Annotated in this window: 17 protein-coding genes; 5 read left to right on the top strand and 12 right to left on the bottom strand. The window is 54.0% G+C overall.

Annotation, left to right across the window (positions count from 1 at the left end; all coding sequences use genetic code 11):
• From aroC to glf, 5 genes are all read left to right on the top strand, one after another.
• Nucleotides 1–1,098 carry a chorismate synthase gene (aroC, locus tag AB5Z20_RS01005; protein WP_368155925.1) on the top strand — a complete coding sequence of 366 codons (1,098 nt, stop codon included), beginning with the start codon at nucleotides 1–3 and terminating at the stop codon, nucleotides 1,096–1,098.
• Nucleotides 1,099–1,245: 147 nt separating this feature from the next.
• Entirely contained in the window at nucleotides 1,246–2,391 is a 1,146-nt protein-coding gene (gene pheA, locus AB5Z20_RS01000) for a prephenate dehydratase (protein WP_368155923.1), read from the top strand.
• Entirely contained in the window at nucleotides 2,392–3,630 is a 1,239-nt protein-coding gene (locus tag AB5Z20_RS00995) for a shikimate kinase (protein ID WP_368155922.1), read from the top strand.
• 101 nt (nucleotides 3,631–3,731) lie between these two features.
• On the top strand, nucleotides 3,732–4,169 hold the full coding sequence (aroQ, locus tag AB5Z20_RS00990; protein ID WP_368155920.1) for a type II 3-dehydroquinate dehydratase: 438 nt from the start codon (nucleotides 3,732–3,734) through the stop codon (nucleotides 4,167–4,169).
• A 78-nt stretch (nucleotides 4,170–4,247) separates the two neighbouring features.
• Nucleotides 4,248–5,372: a UDP-galactopyranose mutase gene (gene glf, locus AB5Z20_RS00985; protein ID WP_368155919.1), complete on the top strand. Its 1,125-nt coding sequence runs from the start codon at nucleotides 4,248–4,250 to the stop codon at nucleotides 5,370–5,372.
• A gap of 1,108 nt (nucleotides 5,373–6,480) precedes the next feature.
• On the opposite strand, the gene AB5Z20_RS00980 is transcribed toward glf, so the two are convergent.
• The 12 genes from AB5Z20_RS00980 to AB5Z20_RS00925 all read right to left on the bottom strand — a co-directional run bounded on the left by AB5Z20_RS00980 (nucleotide 6,481) and on the right by AB5Z20_RS00925 (nucleotide 19,796).
• Nucleotides 6,481–7,149: an RloB family protein gene (locus AB5Z20_RS00980; RefSeq protein ID WP_368155918.1), complete on the bottom strand. Its 669-nt coding sequence runs from the start codon at nucleotides 7,147–7,149 to the stop codon at nucleotides 6,481–6,483.
• Nucleotides 7,118–8,308: an ATP/GTP-binding protein gene (locus tag AB5Z20_RS00975; protein WP_368155916.1), complete on the bottom strand. Its 1,191-nt coding sequence runs from the start codon at nucleotides 8,306–8,308 to the stop codon at nucleotides 7,118–7,120. The genes AB5Z20_RS00980 and AB5Z20_RS00975 overlap by 32 nt, the downstream gene beginning before the upstream one ends.
• 369 nt (nucleotides 8,309–8,677) lie before the next feature.
• The gene (locus tag AB5Z20_RS00970; protein ID WP_195534616.1) at nucleotides 8,678–8,905 is read right to left on the bottom strand and encodes a DUF2188 domain-containing protein; all 228 of its coding nucleotides are present in this window, start codon (nucleotides 8,903–8,905) and stop codon (nucleotides 8,678–8,680) included.
• A 496-nt stretch (nucleotides 8,906–9,401) separates the two neighbouring features.
• On the bottom strand, nucleotides 9,402–10,577 hold the full coding sequence (locus AB5Z20_RS00965) for a Coenzyme F420 hydrogenase/dehydrogenase, beta subunit C-terminal domain (RefSeq protein ID WP_368155914.1): 1,176 nt from the start codon (nucleotides 10,575–10,577) through the stop codon (nucleotides 9,402–9,404).
• 8 nt (nucleotides 10,578–10,585) lie between these two features.
• Nucleotides 10,586–12,097: a lipopolysaccharide biosynthesis protein gene (locus AB5Z20_RS00960; protein WP_368155913.1), complete on the bottom strand. Its 1,512-nt coding sequence runs from the start codon at nucleotides 12,095–12,097 to the stop codon at nucleotides 10,586–10,588.
• A gap of 5 nt (nucleotides 12,098–12,102) precedes the next feature.
• A complete protein-coding gene (locus AB5Z20_RS00955) occupies nucleotides 12,103–13,044 on the bottom strand; it encodes a glycosyltransferase family A protein (RefSeq protein WP_368155911.1) in 942 nt (313 codons plus the stop codon).
• Nucleotides 13,041–14,282, bottom strand: coding sequence for an O-antigen ligase family protein (locus AB5Z20_RS00950; RefSeq protein WP_368155909.1), 1,242 nt, complete (start codon nucleotides 14,280–14,282; stop codon nucleotides 13,041–13,043). The genes AB5Z20_RS00955 and AB5Z20_RS00950 overlap by 4 nt, the downstream gene beginning before the upstream one ends.
• Nucleotides 14,275–15,369, bottom strand: coding sequence for a polysaccharide pyruvyl transferase family protein (locus AB5Z20_RS00945; protein WP_368155907.1), 1,095 nt, complete (start codon nucleotides 15,367–15,369; stop codon nucleotides 14,275–14,277). The genes AB5Z20_RS00950 and AB5Z20_RS00945 overlap by 8 nt, the downstream gene beginning before the upstream one ends.
• A 2-nt stretch (nucleotides 15,370–15,371) precedes the next feature.
• Complete coding sequence (locus AB5Z20_RS00940) at nucleotides 15,372–16,379, bottom strand: glycosyltransferase family 2 protein (protein WP_368155905.1); 1,008 nt, start codon at nucleotides 16,377–16,379, stop codon at nucleotides 15,372–15,374.
• Between the two features lie 18 nt (nucleotides 16,380–16,397).
• Nucleotides 16,398–17,411, bottom strand: coding sequence for a capsular polysaccharide synthesis protein (locus tag AB5Z20_RS00935; RefSeq protein WP_368155903.1), 1,014 nt, complete (start codon nucleotides 17,409–17,411; stop codon nucleotides 16,398–16,400).
• Nucleotides 17,404–18,687 carry a glycosyltransferase family 4 protein gene (locus AB5Z20_RS00930; protein WP_368155902.1) on the bottom strand — a complete coding sequence of 428 codons (1,284 nt, stop codon included), beginning with the start codon at nucleotides 18,685–18,687 and terminating at the stop codon, nucleotides 17,404–17,406. The genes AB5Z20_RS00935 and AB5Z20_RS00930 overlap by 8 nt, the downstream gene beginning before the upstream one ends.
• Nucleotides 18,684–19,796 (bottom strand): glycosyltransferase family 4 protein, encoded by a 1,113-nt coding sequence (locus AB5Z20_RS00925; protein ID WP_368155901.1) that lies wholly within the window; start codon nucleotides 19,794–19,796, stop codon nucleotides 18,684–18,686. The genes AB5Z20_RS00930 and AB5Z20_RS00925 overlap by 4 nt, the downstream gene beginning before the upstream one ends.
• Between the last annotated feature and the right edge of the window lie 9 nt (nucleotides 19,797–19,805).

Below are 19,805 nucleotides of genomic sequence, written 5' to 3'. Positions count from 1 at the left end.
ATGTCCTCGACCTTTGGCAACGTTTTGCATTTGAGTATCTTCGGCCAGTCGCACTCCCCCGCCATCGGCTGCTCGCTCGATGGCATTCCGGCAGGTATCGCCGTTGACCAGGAGCAGCTGCAGGCCTTTTTGGACCGCCGCGCTCCCGGCCGTGACGAGACCGCGACCAAGCGCCGCGAGGCCGACGCCGCCCACATCATCGCCGGTGTGGTCGATGGACATACCACCGGCGCGCCCATCGCCGCGATTATCGAGAACACCAACACACACTCCAAGGACTACTCCGAGCTGCGCCGCAAGCCCCGCCCGGGCCATGCGGATTTCCCGGCGCGCGTGAAGTACCACAACATGCACGACGTCGCCGGCGGCGGACACTTCTCCGGCCGCCTGACGGCCCCCTTGTGCATCGCGGGCGGCATCGCGCTGCAGGCACTCGAGGCCCGCGGCATTAAGGTCATGGCGCACGTGGCGCAGATCGGTGGCATCTCCGATCTGCCCATGGACGACATGGCCTATCGCGAGGCCGACCGCAAGGCGATCCTTTCGAACGACCTGCCGTGCATTGACGCCGCAGCTGGCGGTCGCATGCGCGAGGAGATTCTGGCCGCGCGCGACGAGCTCGACAGCATCGGCGGCATCGTGGAGTGCGGCATTTACGGCCTGCCCGCAGGCATCGGCGACCCCATGTTCGACGGCATCGAAAACCGCATCGCGCAGATCGCGTTTGGGATTCCCGCCGTGAAGGGTGTGGAGTTTGGCATGGGCTTTGCCGTCGCCGCCATGCGCGGCAGCGAGAACAACGATCCGTATCGCATCGATGCAGAGACCGGCAAGATCGAGGTCGAGTCCAATAATGCCGGCGGCATCCTGGGCGGCATTTCCACGGGTGCGCCCGTCATGTGGCGCATGGCCGTAAAGCCCACGCCCTCCATTGGCCGCGAGCAGCAGACGGTGGACATGGACGCTATGGAAAATGCCGAGCTCTCGGTCCACGGCCGCCACGATCCCTGCATCGTCCCGCGCGCCGTCCCCGTAGCCGAAGCAGCCGCAGCGCTGGCCATCTGGGACGCCCTCCTAGAAGACGCCGCCCAGCGCTAGTTAATCCCCGTGGGGGCCAACTCCGGCCCCCACGCCCACCCAGTGATTTTTCTGGGACGGGGATTAAATAATCATTAGGTACACAATGATTATTTAATCCCCGTCCCAGAAAAATCACTGCAGCCCCGACACGTGAAAGGGGTCCCTATGGACCTTGCCGCCATTCGCCAGGCCATCGATGGCATCGACACCACGCTCCTCAACAGTTTTGTCGAACGCATGGACATTGCCACCGAGGTCGCCAAATCAAAAATCGAGATGGGCAAGGCCGTCTTCGACCCCGCCCGCGAGCGCTCCAAGCTCAACAACCTTGCCGGTCGCGCGCCCGAGCGCTACGAAGCGCAGACCATCACGCTGTTCCGCCTCCTCATGAGCATGAGCAAGGCCGAGCAGCAGCGCTATATCAACGAGCTCAAGGGCATCACGGTCTCGCAAAAGGCCCACGCCACTGCCGAGGCCTTCAACACGCCCTTCCCCCAGACTGCCAGCGTCGCCTGCCAGGGCGTTGAGGGCGCCTACAGCCAAATCGCCGCGTGCAAGCTCTTTGCCGTGCCCGATATCGCGTTCTTCGAGACATTCGAAGGTGTCATGCGCGCCGTGCGAGACGGCTTCTGCGAGTTTGGCGTACTGCCCATCGAAAACTCCACCGCGGGCTCGGTCAACGCGGTCTACGACCTGCTCGCGCAGTTCGACTTCCACATTGTGCGCTCGCTGCGCCTCAAGATCGATCACAACCTACTCGTCAAGCCCAGCACCAAGCTGCAGGATGTTCGCGAGGTCTATAGCCACGGTCAGGCCATCGCGCAATGCGCCAGCTTTATCGAGGCGCACGATCTGCATGCCACCAAGTATCCCAACACGGCTATGTCCGCCGAGATGGTCGCCAACTCCGAGCGTACCGACGTCGCCGCCATCGCCTCGCGCAGCTGTGCGGCGCTCTACGGCCTGGAGGTGCTGGAGCCCAACATTCAGGACTCGGACAACAACTACACGCGCTTTGTCGTCATCAGCCGCGAGCCACGCGTCTATCCCGGTGCCAACCGCACCTCGCTCATGATCACCACGGCCAATGAGCCGGGCGCCCTCTATCGCGCGCTCGAGCGCTTCTATGCGCTCAACATCAACCTTATCAAGCTCGAGAGCCGCCCCATCCCCGGTCGCGACTTTGAGTTTATGTTCTACTTCGATCTGGACTGCCCCTTTGGCAGCAAGGCGCTCGACGACCTACTCGATTCCATCGATGACGTGTGCGAGAGCTTCACCTACTTTGGCAGCTACACGGAGGTGCTCTAGATGACTGACGTCGCCACAACCCGCCCCTACGGCGTGCTGGGCCGCGTGCTAGGCCACAGCTACACCCCGACCATCTACAAGGAGCTCGCGGGGCTCGAGTACGTGCGTTTTGAGCACGAGCCCGAAGACCTCGCGGCCTTTATGAGGGGCGACGAATGGGAGGGCACCAACGTGACCATTCCCTACAAACGCGCCGTCATGAACTACCTGGACGAGCTGAGCCCGCTCGCCGAACGCATGGGCAACGTCAACACAATCACGCGCCTTCCCGATGGCCGTCTGCGCGGCGACAACACCGACTACTTCGGTTTCCAGTGCCTGGTCGAGGAGTTAGGCGTGGAGATTGCCAGCAAGAAGGTCCTCGTGCTCGGAGCCACCGGAGGCGCCGGCACCACGGCAAGTATGGTGCTGGGCGACCTGGGCGCGATCGTGGTTCCCGTGGGACGCACGAGCGAGGTCAACTACGACAACATCGCACAGCAGTCCGACGCCGCGTTGCTCGTCAACTGCACGCCTGCCGGCATGTTTCCCCACTGCCCCGACGCACCTTGCACGCTCGAGGGCCTCGACGCGCTCGAGGGCGTCATCGATATCGTCTACAACCCCGCCCGTACGGGACTCATGCTCGAGGCCGAGCGTCGCGGCATCCCCTGCATCGGCGGTTTGCTCATGCTTGTGGCCCAGGCGGCGCAAGCCGTCGAGCGCTATACCGGCCAGGTCACCCCGCGCGAGCGCATCCTAGACGTGACGGAGCGTCTGTCTCACCGCGAGCAAAACATCGCGCTGATCGGCATGCCGGGCTCGGGCAAAACCCGCGTGGGTGAGCAGATCGCCCTGCTCATCGGCCGCGAGCACATCGACCTGGACCGCGCCCTCGAGGAGCGTCTGGGCATGCCCTGTGCCGACTTTATCGTCGAGCGCGGCGAGCCGGCCTTCCGCGAGCAGGAAACGGCGGCGCTGGCCGACATCTCAAAGCGCAGCGGCCTGGTGCTTTCCACCGGCGGCGGCGTCGTCACACGAGACGAGAACTACCCGCTGCTGCACCAGAACAGTCAGATTGTGATGCTCAATCGTAAGCTCGATGAGCTCGCCCACAAGGGTCGCCCCATCACCGCCCGCGACGGTATCGACAAGCTGGCCGAGCAGCGCATGCCGCGCTACCGCGCCTGGGCCGACTACATCATCGACTCACGCGACTGCGCCGCCAACACCGCCCGAGCCCTCCTCGACACCCTCTAAAACCTGCCAAAAAGGGACAGGTTTATTTTGGCAGGTTTTATCTGGGCAAACGTTCAAAGACCACAAGACCGGCCACACCAACCAACCGCAAAGGAGCAACCATGAAAGCTCTCGTCATCAACGGACCCAACCTCAACATGCTCGGCATTCGCGAGCCGGGTATCTACGGCAGCGACAACTACGACCGCTTGGTCCAGATCTGCAAGGAGACCGGCGCTGCACAGGGCTTTGACGAGGTCGAGGTCTTCCAGTCCAACCACGAGGGCAGCATCGTCGACAAGATCCAGGAGGCATACGGCAAGGTCGACGGCATTGTCATCAACCCGGCGGCGTACACGCACACAAGCGTGGCGATCCTGGACGCCCTCAAGGCCGTCGCCATCCCCGCCGTCGAGGTCCACATCAGTGCCGTCGAGACGCGCGAGGACTTCCGCCAGGTGAGCTACGCCCGCCTGGCCTGCTTTGCCACCATCACCGGCGAAGGCCTCCAGGGCTACGCCCATGCGTTGGAGCTGCTGAAAGAGCATCTGCTACACTAATCCCTGGGACAACATAATCAGGTTTGTTTGTCCCAAAACTTAAGTAACTGTTCGATTGACATACAAAGGAGCATATCCATGTCCCAGTACGATTACCTCGTCGTCGGTGCCGGCCTTTCGGGCGCCGTCTTTGCCAACGCCGCCAAGCGCGCCGGCAAGTCGGTCCTGGTCATCGACCGCCGCGATCACATCGCCGGCAATATCTATACCGAGGACGTCGAGGGCATCCAAGTCCACCGTTACGGCGCCCACATCTTCCACACCTCCATGAAGGACGTCTGGGACTACGTCAACCGCTTCGCCGAGTTCAACAACTACGTCAACTCGCCGGTCGCCAACTTCCACGGCAACATGTACAACATGCCCTTCAACATGAACACCTTCGCCAAGATGTGGCCGGGTGTCGTCACGCCGGCCGATGCCCGCGCCAAGATCGCCGAGCAGGTGGCCGCCGAGAACATCGGAGAGCCGACCAACCTCGAGGAGCAGGCGCTGTCCCTCGTCGGCCGCGACATCTTCGAGACGCTCGTGAAGGGCTACACCGAGAAGCAGTGGGGCCGTGACTGCCGCGACCTGCCCGCGAGCATCATCAAGCGCCTCCCCTGCCGCTTCACCTACGACAACAACTACTTCAACGACCGCTACCAGGGCATCCCCATGGGCGGTTACACCAAGATGGTCGCCAACATGCTCGAGGGCGTCGAGGTGCGTTGCGGCGTGGAGTACAAGGAGCTGATCGCCGCCGAGCCCGATATCGCCGCCAAGACGATCTACTGCGGACCCATCGACGCGTTCTACGACTTTAAGCTGGGCACGCTGGAGTACCGCAGCCTGCGCTTTGAGACCGAGACGCTCGACGAGCAGGACCACCAGGGCGTGGCCGTGGTCAACTACACCGAGCGCGAGATCCCCTACACGCGCATCATCGAGCACAAGCACTTTGAGTTCGGCACGCAGGACAAGACCGTCATCACGCGCGAGTACCCGGCCGACTGGAAGCCCGGCGACGAGCCCTACTACCCCATCAACGACGCCAAGAACGAGGCCCTCTACAAGCAGTACGAGGAGCTGGCGGCGCAGGAGGGCGACGTGATCTTTGCCGGTCGCCTGGGCGGCTACAAGTACTACGACATGGACAAGGCCATCGCCGCGGCCTTCGAACTCGTCCGCAACGAGCTGGGCGTGGAGCCCACGGAGGCGTAAGGGTCCAAAACGGGCCTCTGCACGAGCCGAAAACAACACAAGCAGGCGCGCCAACTCCGGCAGGAGCGATTTCGCCCCTGCCGGAGTTTTAGTATGGAGACGGTATTGGCTGTTCTGCCCATTATCTAGTCGAGGTATTGCAGGAACACGGCCTGCCGCAGGGGCGAAAATCGAAAGTATGCGGCAAATTCTAGACATGCCGAGCACGCCGGGATGCCGCAACGCCTCTACCTGCGGTTTCTCTGCGTGAAAAGGGCGGTGTGCTCGGGGGTTCCGGAATTTGCCGCATACTTCCGGCGAGCGGTTCCGGAAGTGCGGGGTAAAACCGAGATCGGCCGACCAGACTCCAGTTTTGCACTTCCACGACCTGCAGTTTTGTTAGCAAAAATCAGGTTGTGCTTGGAGGTTTTCGATTTTTCCCCGCACTTCCGGAAAACAAGGCAATACTAAGCGTCCTGAAGCGGAAAACGCAACAAATTCCATTAGGATAGCAACCTCTTAAACGCAAAAACCGCCTTTCGGCGGTTTCCACGGACCAAGCCGGACGTACCGTCGCAAGGCCTCCTCACAACTAGAACTTTAAGGAAGAGCCCAATTCCAGTCAATCCTCAACCGGGAAACGCGCAGCGAATTAAGGCCAAGCGACCACGCGTCAGTAAAGTTACATGCGGGCAGAAAAACACCCGTAATTTCGTCTTTTCCCAATTGAGATGTAAGTTTTGACAGGTCGAATCTTACATCCAAAAAAGAGGGCCGACACATCAACCCTCTTCAGGTGTCGCCCGAAGGCTTCCACCGCAATTGACTCTTTTTTGTCGATATCCTCCGTTTGTCTACAAACTCGACCACAAGTCGAAACCACACGATCGAGACCGACAAACTTGGCGAAATATTCTTCTCATCATGGACGCAAAGAGAGAGACGGCCGTCCAGAAGAACAGCCGCCTCTCCGCAGGACGCAGGCCCGTAGGTTGGCTGCGTCAATGCCGCTAATTCACGCTAGTATCCTATTCGTGCCCCAAAAGGTCAATCCAATTCAAGGCAGAAAGCAACCCAGCATGCAGCCTCTTTCGTGGACCCATGCTCTAGCAAGCCTGATCGAACTCGACTATCCAACCAGATACGGCCCTATTACATCGAATATCTCGCCTACCTTGGTTGCAGGATTTTGCGCAGACGGTTTAATGTTGCCCAGCGCCCTATGGTGCGTGTCGAGACGCCCAGCACGCTGAAGTGCCTCGCCCCGCTTATCATCCACTGCTCCGAACGTCCCGTCCAGGTTCTTGCGGTACTCGATGCCCAAGTCCTTAGACATCGCCTGAGCGAGGGCACGCTGACACTCCGCGGCCGACATGGGGGCGGTCGTATAACGAAAATGCAGAAGCGGCCACAGTTCGAAGCAGGGGTTCGACCACAACGCATGGAAGGTCCTCGAACCATCGGAGAGCTCGGTGCACTTACGCTCCATCGCGTCGAAGTCGGACGCAGGGAAGTCATCCTTGTCATACACGAGCCACACGTGGTCGAACGTCTCGGGCGCATAGCGACAGTGTTCGACAGCGAAGTCAAGCAGGTCGAGCGTGTGTTTGCCCGTTCCCTTAACGATAACGGCAACCTTGCGTTCGTTTGCCGCGCACAAAGCAGCACGCACGCCCTCGAAGTAGCGAGGCTCAGTCTCCTTGCCCTCGGTCACCACGAGGTGGCGCGTCATCTGCACCATGCGCGAGCGAACCTCGCGTTTGCCACTACGCCAGCCCTTCGACTTCTTCGCTGCCATGTAAATCCCACTCCTCGATGCGGGTGAGATACGGGTCGGCACCGTAACGACCAGACAGGTACTGCTTATCGAAAGCAGCATTCTTGCTAACCAAGTTGCCATTAGCCTCGTGGATGTCGGCGAGCGACCACAGTTGGCTCGCCTCCCCCTCGCCGCGTGCGGCGAACCATATCTCGTCGCGGCGGAACACGTCGTTTCGCATTGTGGACACGTCCTGGGACGAGAAGATGAGCTGCGCGCCGCTCTTGTTGACCTCGGGATCCTTAAACAACAGAATCACGTAGCGCAGGAGCTTCGGGTGAAGCTTAGCGTCAAGTTCGTCGACCACAACGGTAGCGCCGCGCTCGAGCGCAGTCATCAGATATGCAGCTAGCCCCATGAGCTTCTGTGTGCCGGCTGACTCCTCAGAAAGGCGCAGCTCATAGCCCTTGCCGTCCACCTCGCGCCTGACAAAGACGCGCTGGCCGCGCCATTCCGGGGCCTTCTCCACCCTAAAGCCATCGATGCGTACGTCGACGGCGCGCAGAAAACGCGTGACCTCGGGCGACTCCGCCTCGTCTAGCAATTGCTCGAGCATCCGCTCCAGGTAAGAGCTGTTGTAGTTCAGGAACACGCCATCAAGAAACCAGCTGGCAGCCTCCTTGATCACCGGCGCGTCAAAGTTGATACAGAGGAACGACAGGTACGGCAGGCTCGGGTTGAATCTCGCAGCCGTCACAAGTTTGCACAGCGTGGGACCGAGCTCGACCTCAGCACCCTCGCGCTCGAACAACATCGCCGTACGCGAAGCTCCCAATTTGCGCCGCCACAGTCCCTCGGACACGATCTCGCCGGCATGCACGGACAGGGCATAACGGAACTCATGCTCACCCACGCGGTAGTAGAGCTCGAACTCGGTAGGCTCGAGAGCAGACACATCATCGAACTCGAACGCCGAACAACGGGGTATCGAAGGACGATCGCCCTCTGGCGCATCAGAGCTAGATGACAGCAATCTGATCGGACTGGCCACAGCCGAACGAACGTAGTCAAGAGCTTCGAGCAGGTTGGACTTGCCGCCAGCGTTGGGTCCGTACACCGCAGCCACCGGCAGAAAGCTCTGCCCATCGGGACACTCAATAAGGGAGCGCTCAAACTCCCTCATCGGCGTCGCTTGCATGGAAAGCTCCGCCTCGTCGCGATAGGACCTATAGTTCCTGAAGGAAAACTGACAAAGCATCGTCCTCAACTTTCCTTTCATTGTTTTGAAAAGATATTTCAGAGTTTTTATTTGATTATAGACCTTAAGAAACGTCAATCAAGTGCTTGCCGCATCTGGAGCAAAGGGTACAAGGCCAAAACTCGGAAGTATGTGGCAAATCCCTAGCGTGCCGAGCGCTCCGGAATGCCGCAATGCTTCTGCCTGCGGATCCTTTATGCGGAAAAGCCGTTGTGCTCGGGGGTTCCAGAATTTACCGCATACTTCCGGCAAGCGTTTGCGGCTGCGGACACGCTAATCCATGCCCGCAGCCGCAATGGCGTCAAGCCCCTATCCTCTCGGCGGGAAGGGATCGTGCCCATGGGAATCCTTTGCGCGGATTCTGCCATCGGGACGATGGGTGATTAGCTCAGAGTGCTGATTAGAACTAATTTGACGACCACGCTTTATAGCTTCGCCCTGGGTCGTCGTAACAAAGGAAGCGCGACGCGCTCCCTCGCCCTTAACCTGCCATTTGCCATCCGCCCGCTTCGTAACGTGCTGGTTTCTACCTTTCATACTCACCTCGCCTTCACGACCGATTGGTTAACGTACTCGCAGCATGAGGCTTGTAGCAAGTTCACTCGTGCCGCTTTGCTTAAAGCATAAATACCGGCGCGGACATAAATCGGACCTGGAAGGTGTCAGTATGGGATCCCGAAGAAGCGCAAGCCGGCCTCATACTGAAACCGCCGTATCGCGCATAGCCCAATAAGCGCGGAACATAACGCCAGGACAAATACGCCTCATCCATGTCCGGCGTCGGGTCTGATAAGATTCCCATAGCGGTCTTCGTCCTTTCCTAGAACCTGTTGTTGTGGTGATTTCAGATTCTAGGACGAGGGCCGTTTTTCGTTAAACGGGCGCTAGGGTGTCACCCTTACACCAACATTTTCGTCGCAATCTAGGGCGTCACCCTTACACCAACATTTTCGACGCGATTGTCGTTGCTAGATTTAAACGACTGAAAATAGGGGTATCAACCGCCACTGATACCCCTAATGCGAAAACGCAATTATTCCCGTACGCCTTGCTTTATTATTTTTATTACCCTCTTTTTAACAGGGGATAGAGTGCGCCTAATCCTCTCCCCAAATCCCATGGAAGCATATTTCTTTCGACAATAGTCGAGCCCATGCTGCTCCCAATCGGCCCTAAAGGAATTAAAATTATCTGGTTTAGGAGACGGAGCTTGAAGGTTGCGCTGTGTGCACTCATCCAGGCTAACTTCAAAACACTCAAAAGAAGTCAAGATTTCAGTAATCAGATCTTGCCCCTTTTCGGTATTAACTATGATTGAAGAAACGCCAAGCTTGTCTTCGAAATCCGGCTTCACGTTATTTATGTTCCAAAAATCACCAATTGTGATATCGCCTGGACGATTCATACTGGCGAAGGGACACGAATAGCATGAATCTCTCAATAGGTAATTTCCAGTAAAGAGGCGATAATATTCATCTTCCCAAATGGGATTATGATAAATATCGCCATTATTGAACTCTATCCAAAGTTCTTGGTTTCTCCAGCCGTATTGTTTATTCCTAAAGCTCAACTTGGAAATTTTTGAGGAATATTTCTGCTCCAAAGCGCGAATATGTTCATCAAAGGAACCGGGGCTTGGAGTACCGTGGCAAATAATATCTACTGTCACGAGATTGTCGTAAGGAACTCCGAGATAACGCTTCAAGCCAGCGACTTCGCAAGGTGTTCCCGTAAACAAAACTGAATTGCCGGCTTTTAAATCGCGTTTAACATCTTTAAAGATATCACCCTTAAAACTTTGAACGTATTTTGAGCCCTGAAACTTCCTGACTGATTCGATTGAGTCAGCCCTGTCGTGCATCGCACGGTGCTCATCATCAAGCCTAACACCATACACAATGCCGTCAGACCCAAGCACAGCTTTAGCGACTTCGATAAATACCGCACCAGAGCTGCTCCGCGCACGCTCATCGTTGTCTTTATTTTTGACCGCATAGGCAATTTTCGAAAACTTATCGTCCGCTGACCCATCAACCTTTAAAGGGCAAACTTTTTGACATAGACCACACTCCACGCACTTTGAGCCATCGATCTTGGGATAGAGAAAGCCTTTCTGGTCCTCTAGCATGGAAATCGCCTGCTTCGGACATATGTTAAGACATGCCGTACACCCACAGCACTGTTCAGCCTTTTCAAATAGTTCAACCATTACCCTATTTACCTCCCCAATAGCGAATTTAGCCTATCAACGATGATGTGAAAGCTCTTGTGCTCAAATATGGCATGGAAACCGAGAACAATCGCTAGGCCCAAAACGAGATTACAGGCTCCATACAAGAGCCATGTCAGAAGACTTCCCGGCCAGGTGCTAAAAATAAAATGCGACAGGATAGCTATTGCTGCCACCATAAACAACATCTCTATCATGTTTTTAAGAGTTGGTCCGACCGAAAGATGCGTTACTGTTTTTGGAATGAAGAAAAGCAAGTCGACACAACGGTAGAGGTTGGACAAACATGAAGCCGCCATTACGCCGATCAAACCGAATTTAAATCCAAGAACAACACCTCCGACAAGCAAAATTGCCGCTTGAATGGTGCTTTGAATTCTTGTTTCTTTATATAAACCCGCCGCAATAACAAGCATGCCCTGTGGAGTCTTCAGATTGTAAAAAACGCCATTCAAAACGAACAGCAGGGCGAAGTATAGATTCGTATATTCGACATCCGTTACACCATGAGTGTATACGTGGACAAACGGCAGAATGGTTGCAAGCGTTACGCCGTAAACTACACTTGCCATTACATAGTAAAGATATTCAAAATCCCGATACGCCTTCTTAAATGCCTGACTGTCATCCTTGACCAATAACTCTCCGAAACCAGCAGACACACCCGTAGAGAAAACTGACATTATTCCGTTAATACCTGACATGACCATGTTATATACAGAATAAACGCTCACCATTTTAAGGGTCGAGAACAGGGTGATTAATACGGCGGGCGATGCATTTTGCACAGTCTGCACAATTTGGAGGTATAGAGCACTCCAGCGCTTATCCATTGCAGCATAGTCTGGCTCAGCGTCATAGCGAATGAATTTATAGTTCACCTTGATGTAAACGAACAAGATCATGCTACGCGCAAATATTGAAAGCAATGCTACGACGCGTAAAGTTAGGATATTAACCTTAAGCAGTGACATCGTGACAACGATTACCGTATTTAGAATCGTATATACGATAGATGCGAAAGAAATTACGTAAGTTTTTTGGTCTGCGGTCAGCAAGGCTCTATATTTTGCAAGAGTAAAAAATTCCAAAGCCCCGTTTACGCCAAGAACCAACACAAGAAGAAAAATAGTCTGATGATCCAAGACCTCAGTATGGGTAATCCACGGATAGACTATTGCCAGAACAAAAACTAGGCCAACAAAAATGAAGCCTGATTTTATATAGAAATTACGAGCCGCGGTTACGATGCGATTTATCTTGCCATGATCATTTTCAGCGATTGGCTTATAAAGCGAATATACAGCCGCACTCGAGAGCCCCGCTTCGACCAGATTAAAGTAAGTAATAAACTGGTTGATTGAGGAAATAAGACCGTTAACATCGGATCCGTATGCCATCAGTAAAAAGCGGGGGGTGATGAACCCAGCCACCATCGTCACTACTTGCAACAAAGCCGTCGAAGCAGAATTTAATACAAATTTACTCGTTCTTCCCATTCATCTCACTTCTTTAAAGATAAACCCACCGCCGTAGCGCATGCATACGCACAGTCCTTAAGCGAAGCAGCTTTTAACCGAAGCAATCTAGCAAAACAATCACGCGCTTTATCGCCATCGCAATGCTGATTTGCTATTCGTAGATACAGCCGCGCAAAATGGACAGCAACCAACTTTTGATAGATTGCGTTATCGCTCTCGGAACAAATGGATGCAATCAAACGTTTCAATAAGCGCTCATGCTCCTCAAACCGTCTCAATTGCATATTTTCGTTTTGGAGACCGTCATTTGAATGACTAGAGGGATGTAGAACATATTTGTACAGAACTTTGTCAATGTATCCATATTGATATCCATAGGCCATAGGCAAGAGCAGTTGATAGTTCTGCCCAGCACGGCTTTCATCAATCGCCAGACCGGGATAAGATTCGACAAATGCCGAAGTTTTCATTATGTAAATACCAGGGCAAAAATATACATTTTTACTAATCAGCAAGTCCCGAAATAGATTATCGTTCTTATCAGGAACCCGCTTTAAGAGCCCAAGGCTATTCCCAGCTTCATCAATATATTCAGCCCACGAAATACCCAAAGCATAATCGGGATGGGCGGTCATGAACTTGACCTTCGCTGAGATGTTATCTGGGCAGAGAACATCATCGGAATCAGGCCAGATGAAATATTCGCCACGAATATGCGGAAATGCCAAGTTCAGCGCTCTTGCCTGTCCACCGTTTTCTTGATTCAAGTAAACGAATCGTATGCCCCGACACTCGAACAGTTTTTTATATGAGAGGATCTTATCCTCTGTATCATCAGTTGATCCATCATTAACGATAATCATCTCGTAATTATCGTAATCTTGCTCTAAGACAGATAGGAAGAAAGAATCCAGATAGCCCCCCGCGTTATAAGCAGGGGTAATTATGCTAACTAACGGATTCATTTAGAATAACCCTCCCTAGGACTTATATATTTCAAATAAATGGTGACTACTACAGCAAATACCATCAACTGACAGGCATAGTAAATTGTGTTGCCCGTCATGCTATATATCGCGATAAGAACAGCCCAGTAAAATGCCGTTAAGTTGAAAATATTTGGATCCTTCTTTGCAGAACGGCCTAAACCAAATATCAAAATGGCCAACATGCTGACAAACAGCAAAAGCCCAACGATTCCAAGCTCAGCAAGCAGTTGCAAGTAAACGTTATGCGCCTGAAATTGCCAAGGTTCACCGTAGTATAAGAAGCCCCTGCTGTTCACATATGCATTGAATGACAGAAAACCCTCTCCCAATAACGGAGAACTTCTAAACATTTCCATTGCATATGTCCAAAAAACTTCTCTACCGCTTAATGGATCTCCGTTGTCAGCTAAAAAACGCTCAAACACAAGCGAAACTTGAGGAACAAACGTATACGTAACTGCCAGGCACACAAACACCGCAAGTAGGACCGCCATAGCTTTTGCCACTCTATGACTTCGAGAGAAAAACAAAGCGAAGGCGACGATGCTGACTAAGGGAATCAGAAATAAGGTGCGTTTGCCGGTCATCATCAGCGCACCAAAAACAATTCCCAACTGAATAATGAATTTTGGATTGAGACCCCGGGTAAAAATTTTGGCGAAAAGAACTCCTATCCCCATGTTGCAGAGGAACGCCGCATCTGCCTTTTCAAATGCTAGCCCGGCAATTGCTATACCATCAACCGACCTAACAACTAAGTTTTTCCCCAAAGACAAGAATGAAAATACAGATCTAAACAAACTTGGGCTTATCAATTCCAAATACATAGAGGCAATAAAAACCCATAATAACAAGCTAAATAATTTGAAGAAGATGGAATAAAAAAAGTTGTCGAATTCGAATACAACGAAAACAAGGGCGGCGATTATGTAGGGAATGTAGTCCTTAAACGCAGAACGATCTCCGGTATAAATAAAACTGATTCCAATTAAGAAAACAAACCCGAAAAATAAGAATTTCAAAGGAACCCCCCTGCTAAATCTTCTTTTCGAAGCTATCGAGAGAAAGAGCACCGCTGAAATCATGAGAAACGCAACAGGCTTCATGAACAAAATGAGACGATTGTTAGTAGAAAATACTAATATCAGCAGCAGCAGTGGAATAACATAGTCTTCAATTGGAACTAATGGAATAAATTGCTTATATCTACTCATCAACACAAATACCGTTCAGATAAGACAGGGCACGAGCCTTTTCCTCAGCAATTACCTTGCGAGCTGTACCAAAATCGCGGTATATATCTAATTTGCAGTCATCCAAGGATTCGATAATGGAGTCAGTAAGACCAGTCAACTTCAACAGATTCTCAGCACGATCGTTCTTCTTGAAATCTTTTTGCTTAGTTTCTACGTAAAACTGGCGCTCAAAGATGATGGAAAAAGCAGTTCCGTGGAAAGAATTAGTTACAACATAGTCAGCGTTCTTGAACAGGCCAAGGAATTCCTGTACCGAAGTGTCCATTCCACCGTAAAAATCGCGGTTCTTCAACCTGTCAATATAATCTTGGCCTATGTTTACAATCTTCTTACCGGTCTTTTTAGCTAACAACCTTGCAAAATCATTAATGACATTCGACTTGTTGAGGCGATAGATGAGGATATAGTTATCGAAGTCAGGGTCTTTAGCGAGCCGCGACCACTCTGCCGCATCAAGCAAAAATACAGGATCGACGTGCAGCTCACTATCTTTGCCCGCAAGCTCACGGACCATTTTTTTACCAGACTCCTCACGAACCGAAATATGATTAAATCGAGATAACAGTCGAGCATATTCCGCCCGATACTCAACCGGAATATTGCTAATACCGAACGATGCGGCATACGAATTAATCTTCTGTTTGTCATCGACAAATGATAGGAAGTAATTCTTATCAAAATCAGAACAGGCATAATTAAACACCTGGTCACTACCAGTAATGAACACGTCGTATCGCTCGTTCGACTGATTAATGGTTTCTGAATCATACACTGGACTCATCTTCATGTTTTCATTTACCAACGAACGAAAACTCATCATTTTTCTCTTTGCGGGAAAGTAATTCATAAAACTACGGATATTTTGTTTAACTGATTTGGTCGAGAAGCCACCGATCAGCTTATACAACTCCTCCATATGATCACAGCGATAATCGATAACTTCCGAATCGAAGCCCAATCCCGTTAAGGCTTTTTGCAAAGCATAAGTCTGCAAAGCGGCTCCATAGTTAATGGCACGATGAAACGTAATGACTCCGACTTTCATAATTATCCTTTCAGGGCAATTAGATTGAATACAGCTGAAATTAATCGAGGTTTTCTTGTTAACAGCAATTTATAAATTGCTGCATTAATTAAGTTCGACGGCTGATAGGCTGACAAACAGTTGTATAGCTTTTCATCATTTACAAGGGCATCGAAAAAAGCCGTACGACCAGCACCGCAAGGAGCGCGCCTCAAAGAAAATCTAAGCGATGCAAATGCTCTGCCTGCATTTCTCTTACGGAAATCGAATCTATACAGTCTCCGATCAAACTCGTCCGCAAGAACTTGGCTTAGAGCATTTATCCTTTTAAGAACATCGTCATTCACGCGTTTTGAATAAGACTTGTCACTAACGTGGTATTCGTACAAACAATTGGGAACGACACTGACCCTCGAAGAAGAAGCGAGAGCTCTAAGCTTAAAAACTAGATCCTCTGAGTAGACATCTCTTTCTGACGGAAACTGAACCCCATTCTCTTCAACCAGCAGTCGACGGTAAACAGAGTCCCAAACAGCGATACAGCCCGCACCGTCGTCGTGACATGGAATGGAAACCAAATCCGCCATGTATTTATCAATTTCACCTTTACCACGCAGTTCCATGGATCCAGCAGGATGACTTTTAACAACGGCACCATTCAGCAAGTCGTAATAACCGCCAACGACGACATCGCTACCGGAATCTCTTGCCCTGCTCAGCAACGTTTCATACATTGCCTTCGTACAGGTATCGTCTGAATCGACAAAAGCAATGAATTCCCCAGTCGCTAAATCTAAACCATAATTACGAGCAATTCCCTGGCCCGCATTTTCTTTTGTGAAAACCCTGATGCGATTGTCCTTGGATGCAAGCTTTTTGCACTTCTCAAGACTATCGTCTGTAGACCCGTCATCGATGAGTAAAATCTCCAAGTCATCAATGGTTTGCGAAACAAGAGAAGCGACACATTCCTCAATCGTCTCGGATGAGTTGTAAATGGGAACCACTATGCTTAAAAGGGGATTAGCCACAATGCCCTCCTCACTATCCTAGCGACAGTCGCCACAAACCAGAGCGCCATAAAAAGATTCAATTCCATTGGATTGACTCGGATAATCTTGCTTCCATGAAAGCTTGAACAACCTTGTATCAGAGGTGAGTCCGTCCCAGATGTGCTGGTCGAGGGGTTCGTCCAGCAGCGAGATGAGATCGTCGCAACGGGGGTTGTTGGGCTCGATCGACGCGAACGCCGCGGCGATCGAGGGGTCATGCCTCTGCGCAAGAACGATGAGATAGTCGGTGAGCAGATAATCCACAAGTTCATTACTCTGGGCCCAATACTCAAGGTAAAAGTCCCTAAGCGTTGCGAACACCCGACGGTTAGACGAATCGCAGCCAAGCGAGTAGTTGGCAAACATACCGCAGGCGACGGATGCGTGGAGATAATCGGGGCGTTTGATGGACCAGATCGGAAGGTCCGTGTACTCATCAAGCGAACCGGTGCAGAAGAACGTCGCGTCGAGCCACAGGCCGCCGTGCTCCGCAAGCAAGGACAGCCTTAAAAGGTCAGAAAGATGGGTGCGCGACATGACGCCCGCGCGCACCTTGTCGAAAACCCAATCGGGGATATGAACATAGTCGGAGAGATTCTCGTCCGTGATGACGATGACCTCGTGTTCGCCCGCGTTGCGGCGCACGGAGTCGATACACGCCCTGACAATCTCAGGCGCGTTCTCCTCGCCCTGCCACCAGCACATCCAGATCTTCCCCTCGAGGGCGGGATCGGATGAGGGCAGCGGCGTATCGTAGTCGTATGACTCGAAGAAATCGCCGAAGCGGTTCTCGAGATACTTGAGAACGGTCTCGTGCTTTCGCAGCAACCGCTTCTTCACTGCAGGCGGTTCCTTGTACCCGTTGCGGCTCATGACCTGGATATCGAGCTTCGCCCGAAACGTGTTAATCGCCTCGGGCCACGACGTAACCCTGGCGATTCGGAACGTTGCGACGATCTCCTCGCAGGAGCGATGCACTATCCTCTTGATGCTGTTATGGCCGTTAGCCATCGATTGACTCCTTATATAGGTTCACGAGATCGTTCATAAACTTCTCGCGCGAGCAGTTTTCCATGACGTAGGAGCGGCAGTTGCGCTGCAGCATCGAGTAAGCGGACCGATCCAAGAACGCACTCGTGCCGCGCGATATAGCATCTGCCATCGACTGGACGCCCCCGGGCTCGCAAACGAATCCCGTTTTCCATTCGTCGACCAACTCGGGGATTCCGCCGATATCCGTGCCGATGACAGGCGTGCCGGCAGCAAAAGCCTCCACGATCGAGTACGGCATGTTCTCTCGCCATCTCGAACTCGAGATGGCGAGAGAAGCCCTCTCGACATACGCTTGCAGTGCCCCACCGGTCTGATAACCGGCGAACTCAATGCGAGCTGCACAGCCCAACGAAGACGCCAGCGTCTTGAAATCGGCGGCATCGGGGCCGTCGCCGACTACAACTAAGCGCATATTCTGCGGAAGGCTCGGCAGGGCGGCATCGAAGGCCCTCAGCAGCGTGTCGACGCCCTTCTCGGCAGAGAGCCGCCCGAAGAACAGGAGGTAGGGGTTCTCCCTGTCGGTCGCATCCGCCCCGGCATTCGCCGCACGGTCGAGGATCGCGTCGTCTGCGAAGTTCTGCAGGAAGACGACCTTGCCCTCGGGCCAGCCGCCCTCGATGAGCTTGGAGCGCATGAACCTGGAGGGGGCGATTACCCTGTCGATCCTTCGGTTTGACTTATGGGCCCTGTTGAAGGACGCCTCCATCGCCGCCAGCGCGCTCTTCGCGCGCGACCCCTTCACGCAGCGGTTCTCGATGCAGTGGCGGTAGCGCCCGTCCTCGAGGCATGCGTCGCAGACGCGCCCGCCGCCGTCGAGCATGAGGTAGCCGGGGCAGACGGTCACGTAGTCGTGGGCCGTGTAGAAGACCGGGACCTTGTTCTCCCCCAGGTAGGGGGCGTCGAGGATGGACAGCGTGATCTGCCTGTGCACGTTGTTGAGGTGGACGACATCGGGGCGGAACTCCTCGCAGAGGGCCTGGAAGTTGCGCTTCGCCTCCGGCGAGTAGATCAGCGCCATGCCGTCGCGCGCCGCCTTGAGCGGGTCCTTGACGTTGTTGTACTCGCGCTGCGTCACGAAGTACTTGTCCCACTCGCACGGCAGGTTGTCAGGGTGCCTCATCGAGAAATAGGCCACCTCATGCCCCATGCGCTCCAGCTCGGATCCGACGGTGAGGTAATAGGTCTCCGCGCCGCCCTTGCGGTAGTGGAATTTGTTTACGAGAAGGATCCTCATCGGCCTTCACCCCCGTAGACTGCAAGGGTCCGCCCGACGACGGAATCCCAGTTGTAGGTTTTCTCGACATGCGCCTTGGCGGCGGTGCCGAGGACTCTCCCGCGGTCGCCTTCAGCAAGTAGGCCTTGCAGCGCGGCCCGCAGGGAATCGGCACTGCCTTTCTCGAACGTCACGCCGTTGCCGGCGAGGACGTCCGCGCACTCGGGGATGTCGCTCGTCACGCAGCAGCGGCCGTATGCCATGGCCTCCAGCAGGCTCATGGGCATGCCCTCCACGTCGGAGGGCAGCACGTAGGCGTAGCAGTTGGAGTACAGCTCCTCCAGGGGCTCGCCGTTGACGAACCCGGTGAAGAGGACGCGGGGGTCGCCCTGGGCGGCCTCGCGAAGGGACGCCTCGTACTCGGAGGTATCGGAGCCGCCGCCAGCGATGACAAGATGCTTGTCCGTATCGAGCTCCTTGAAGGCCTCGATCAGGAGCTCAGGACGCTTCTCGGGGACGAGCCTGCCCAGGTACAGCAGGTAGGAGCCCGCATCGAGCCCCCACTTCTCCTTTATCTGGTTGACCGGCATCGGCCGCTTCGACTCGATACCGTTGGGGATGAACGTCGCCGTGCGGCCGTAGGCGCCCTCGAAGTAGGACCGGGCCGATTTGGACAGGACGATGAGGCCGTCGACCTTGGTGGCGGCCGCCTTCTCCCCCATCTTGATGTACGCGCTGGCGAGCTTTCCCCACTTGGCGCGCTGCCAGTCCAGGCCGTGGATGGTCGCCACGGTCCGGATGCCCGCGCGATTGGCCAGGGGAAGCGGCACGCAGGGGCCCTCGGCGTGGTAGTGGATCACGTCGGGCCTGTCCTTGATGGCCGCCAGGGTGGCGAAGTACGAGGAGCTCAGCGCCGCGAGCCCCTTCTTGTCGATCGTCCTCACGGGAACGACGCGCACGCCGTCGACCATGCGCTCGCGGCCATCCGCTGCGTCGCCGGTCATGACATCGCTGCCCGAGCGGTCGTAGCAGGTGACCTCGTGGCCGAGCGCCGCCATGCGGCGGGCGAGCTCGGTCACGACGACCTCCACGCCACCCTCGCGGGAGCCGTATCTCTTATGTCCTATCATCGCGATGCG

The organism is Collinsella aerofaciens, from assembly GCF_040910245.1.
GTDB lineage: Bacteria > Actinomycetota > Coriobacteriia > Coriobacteriales > Coriobacteriaceae > Collinsella.
This window is presented reverse-complemented; position numbering and strand designations above follow the sequence as displayed.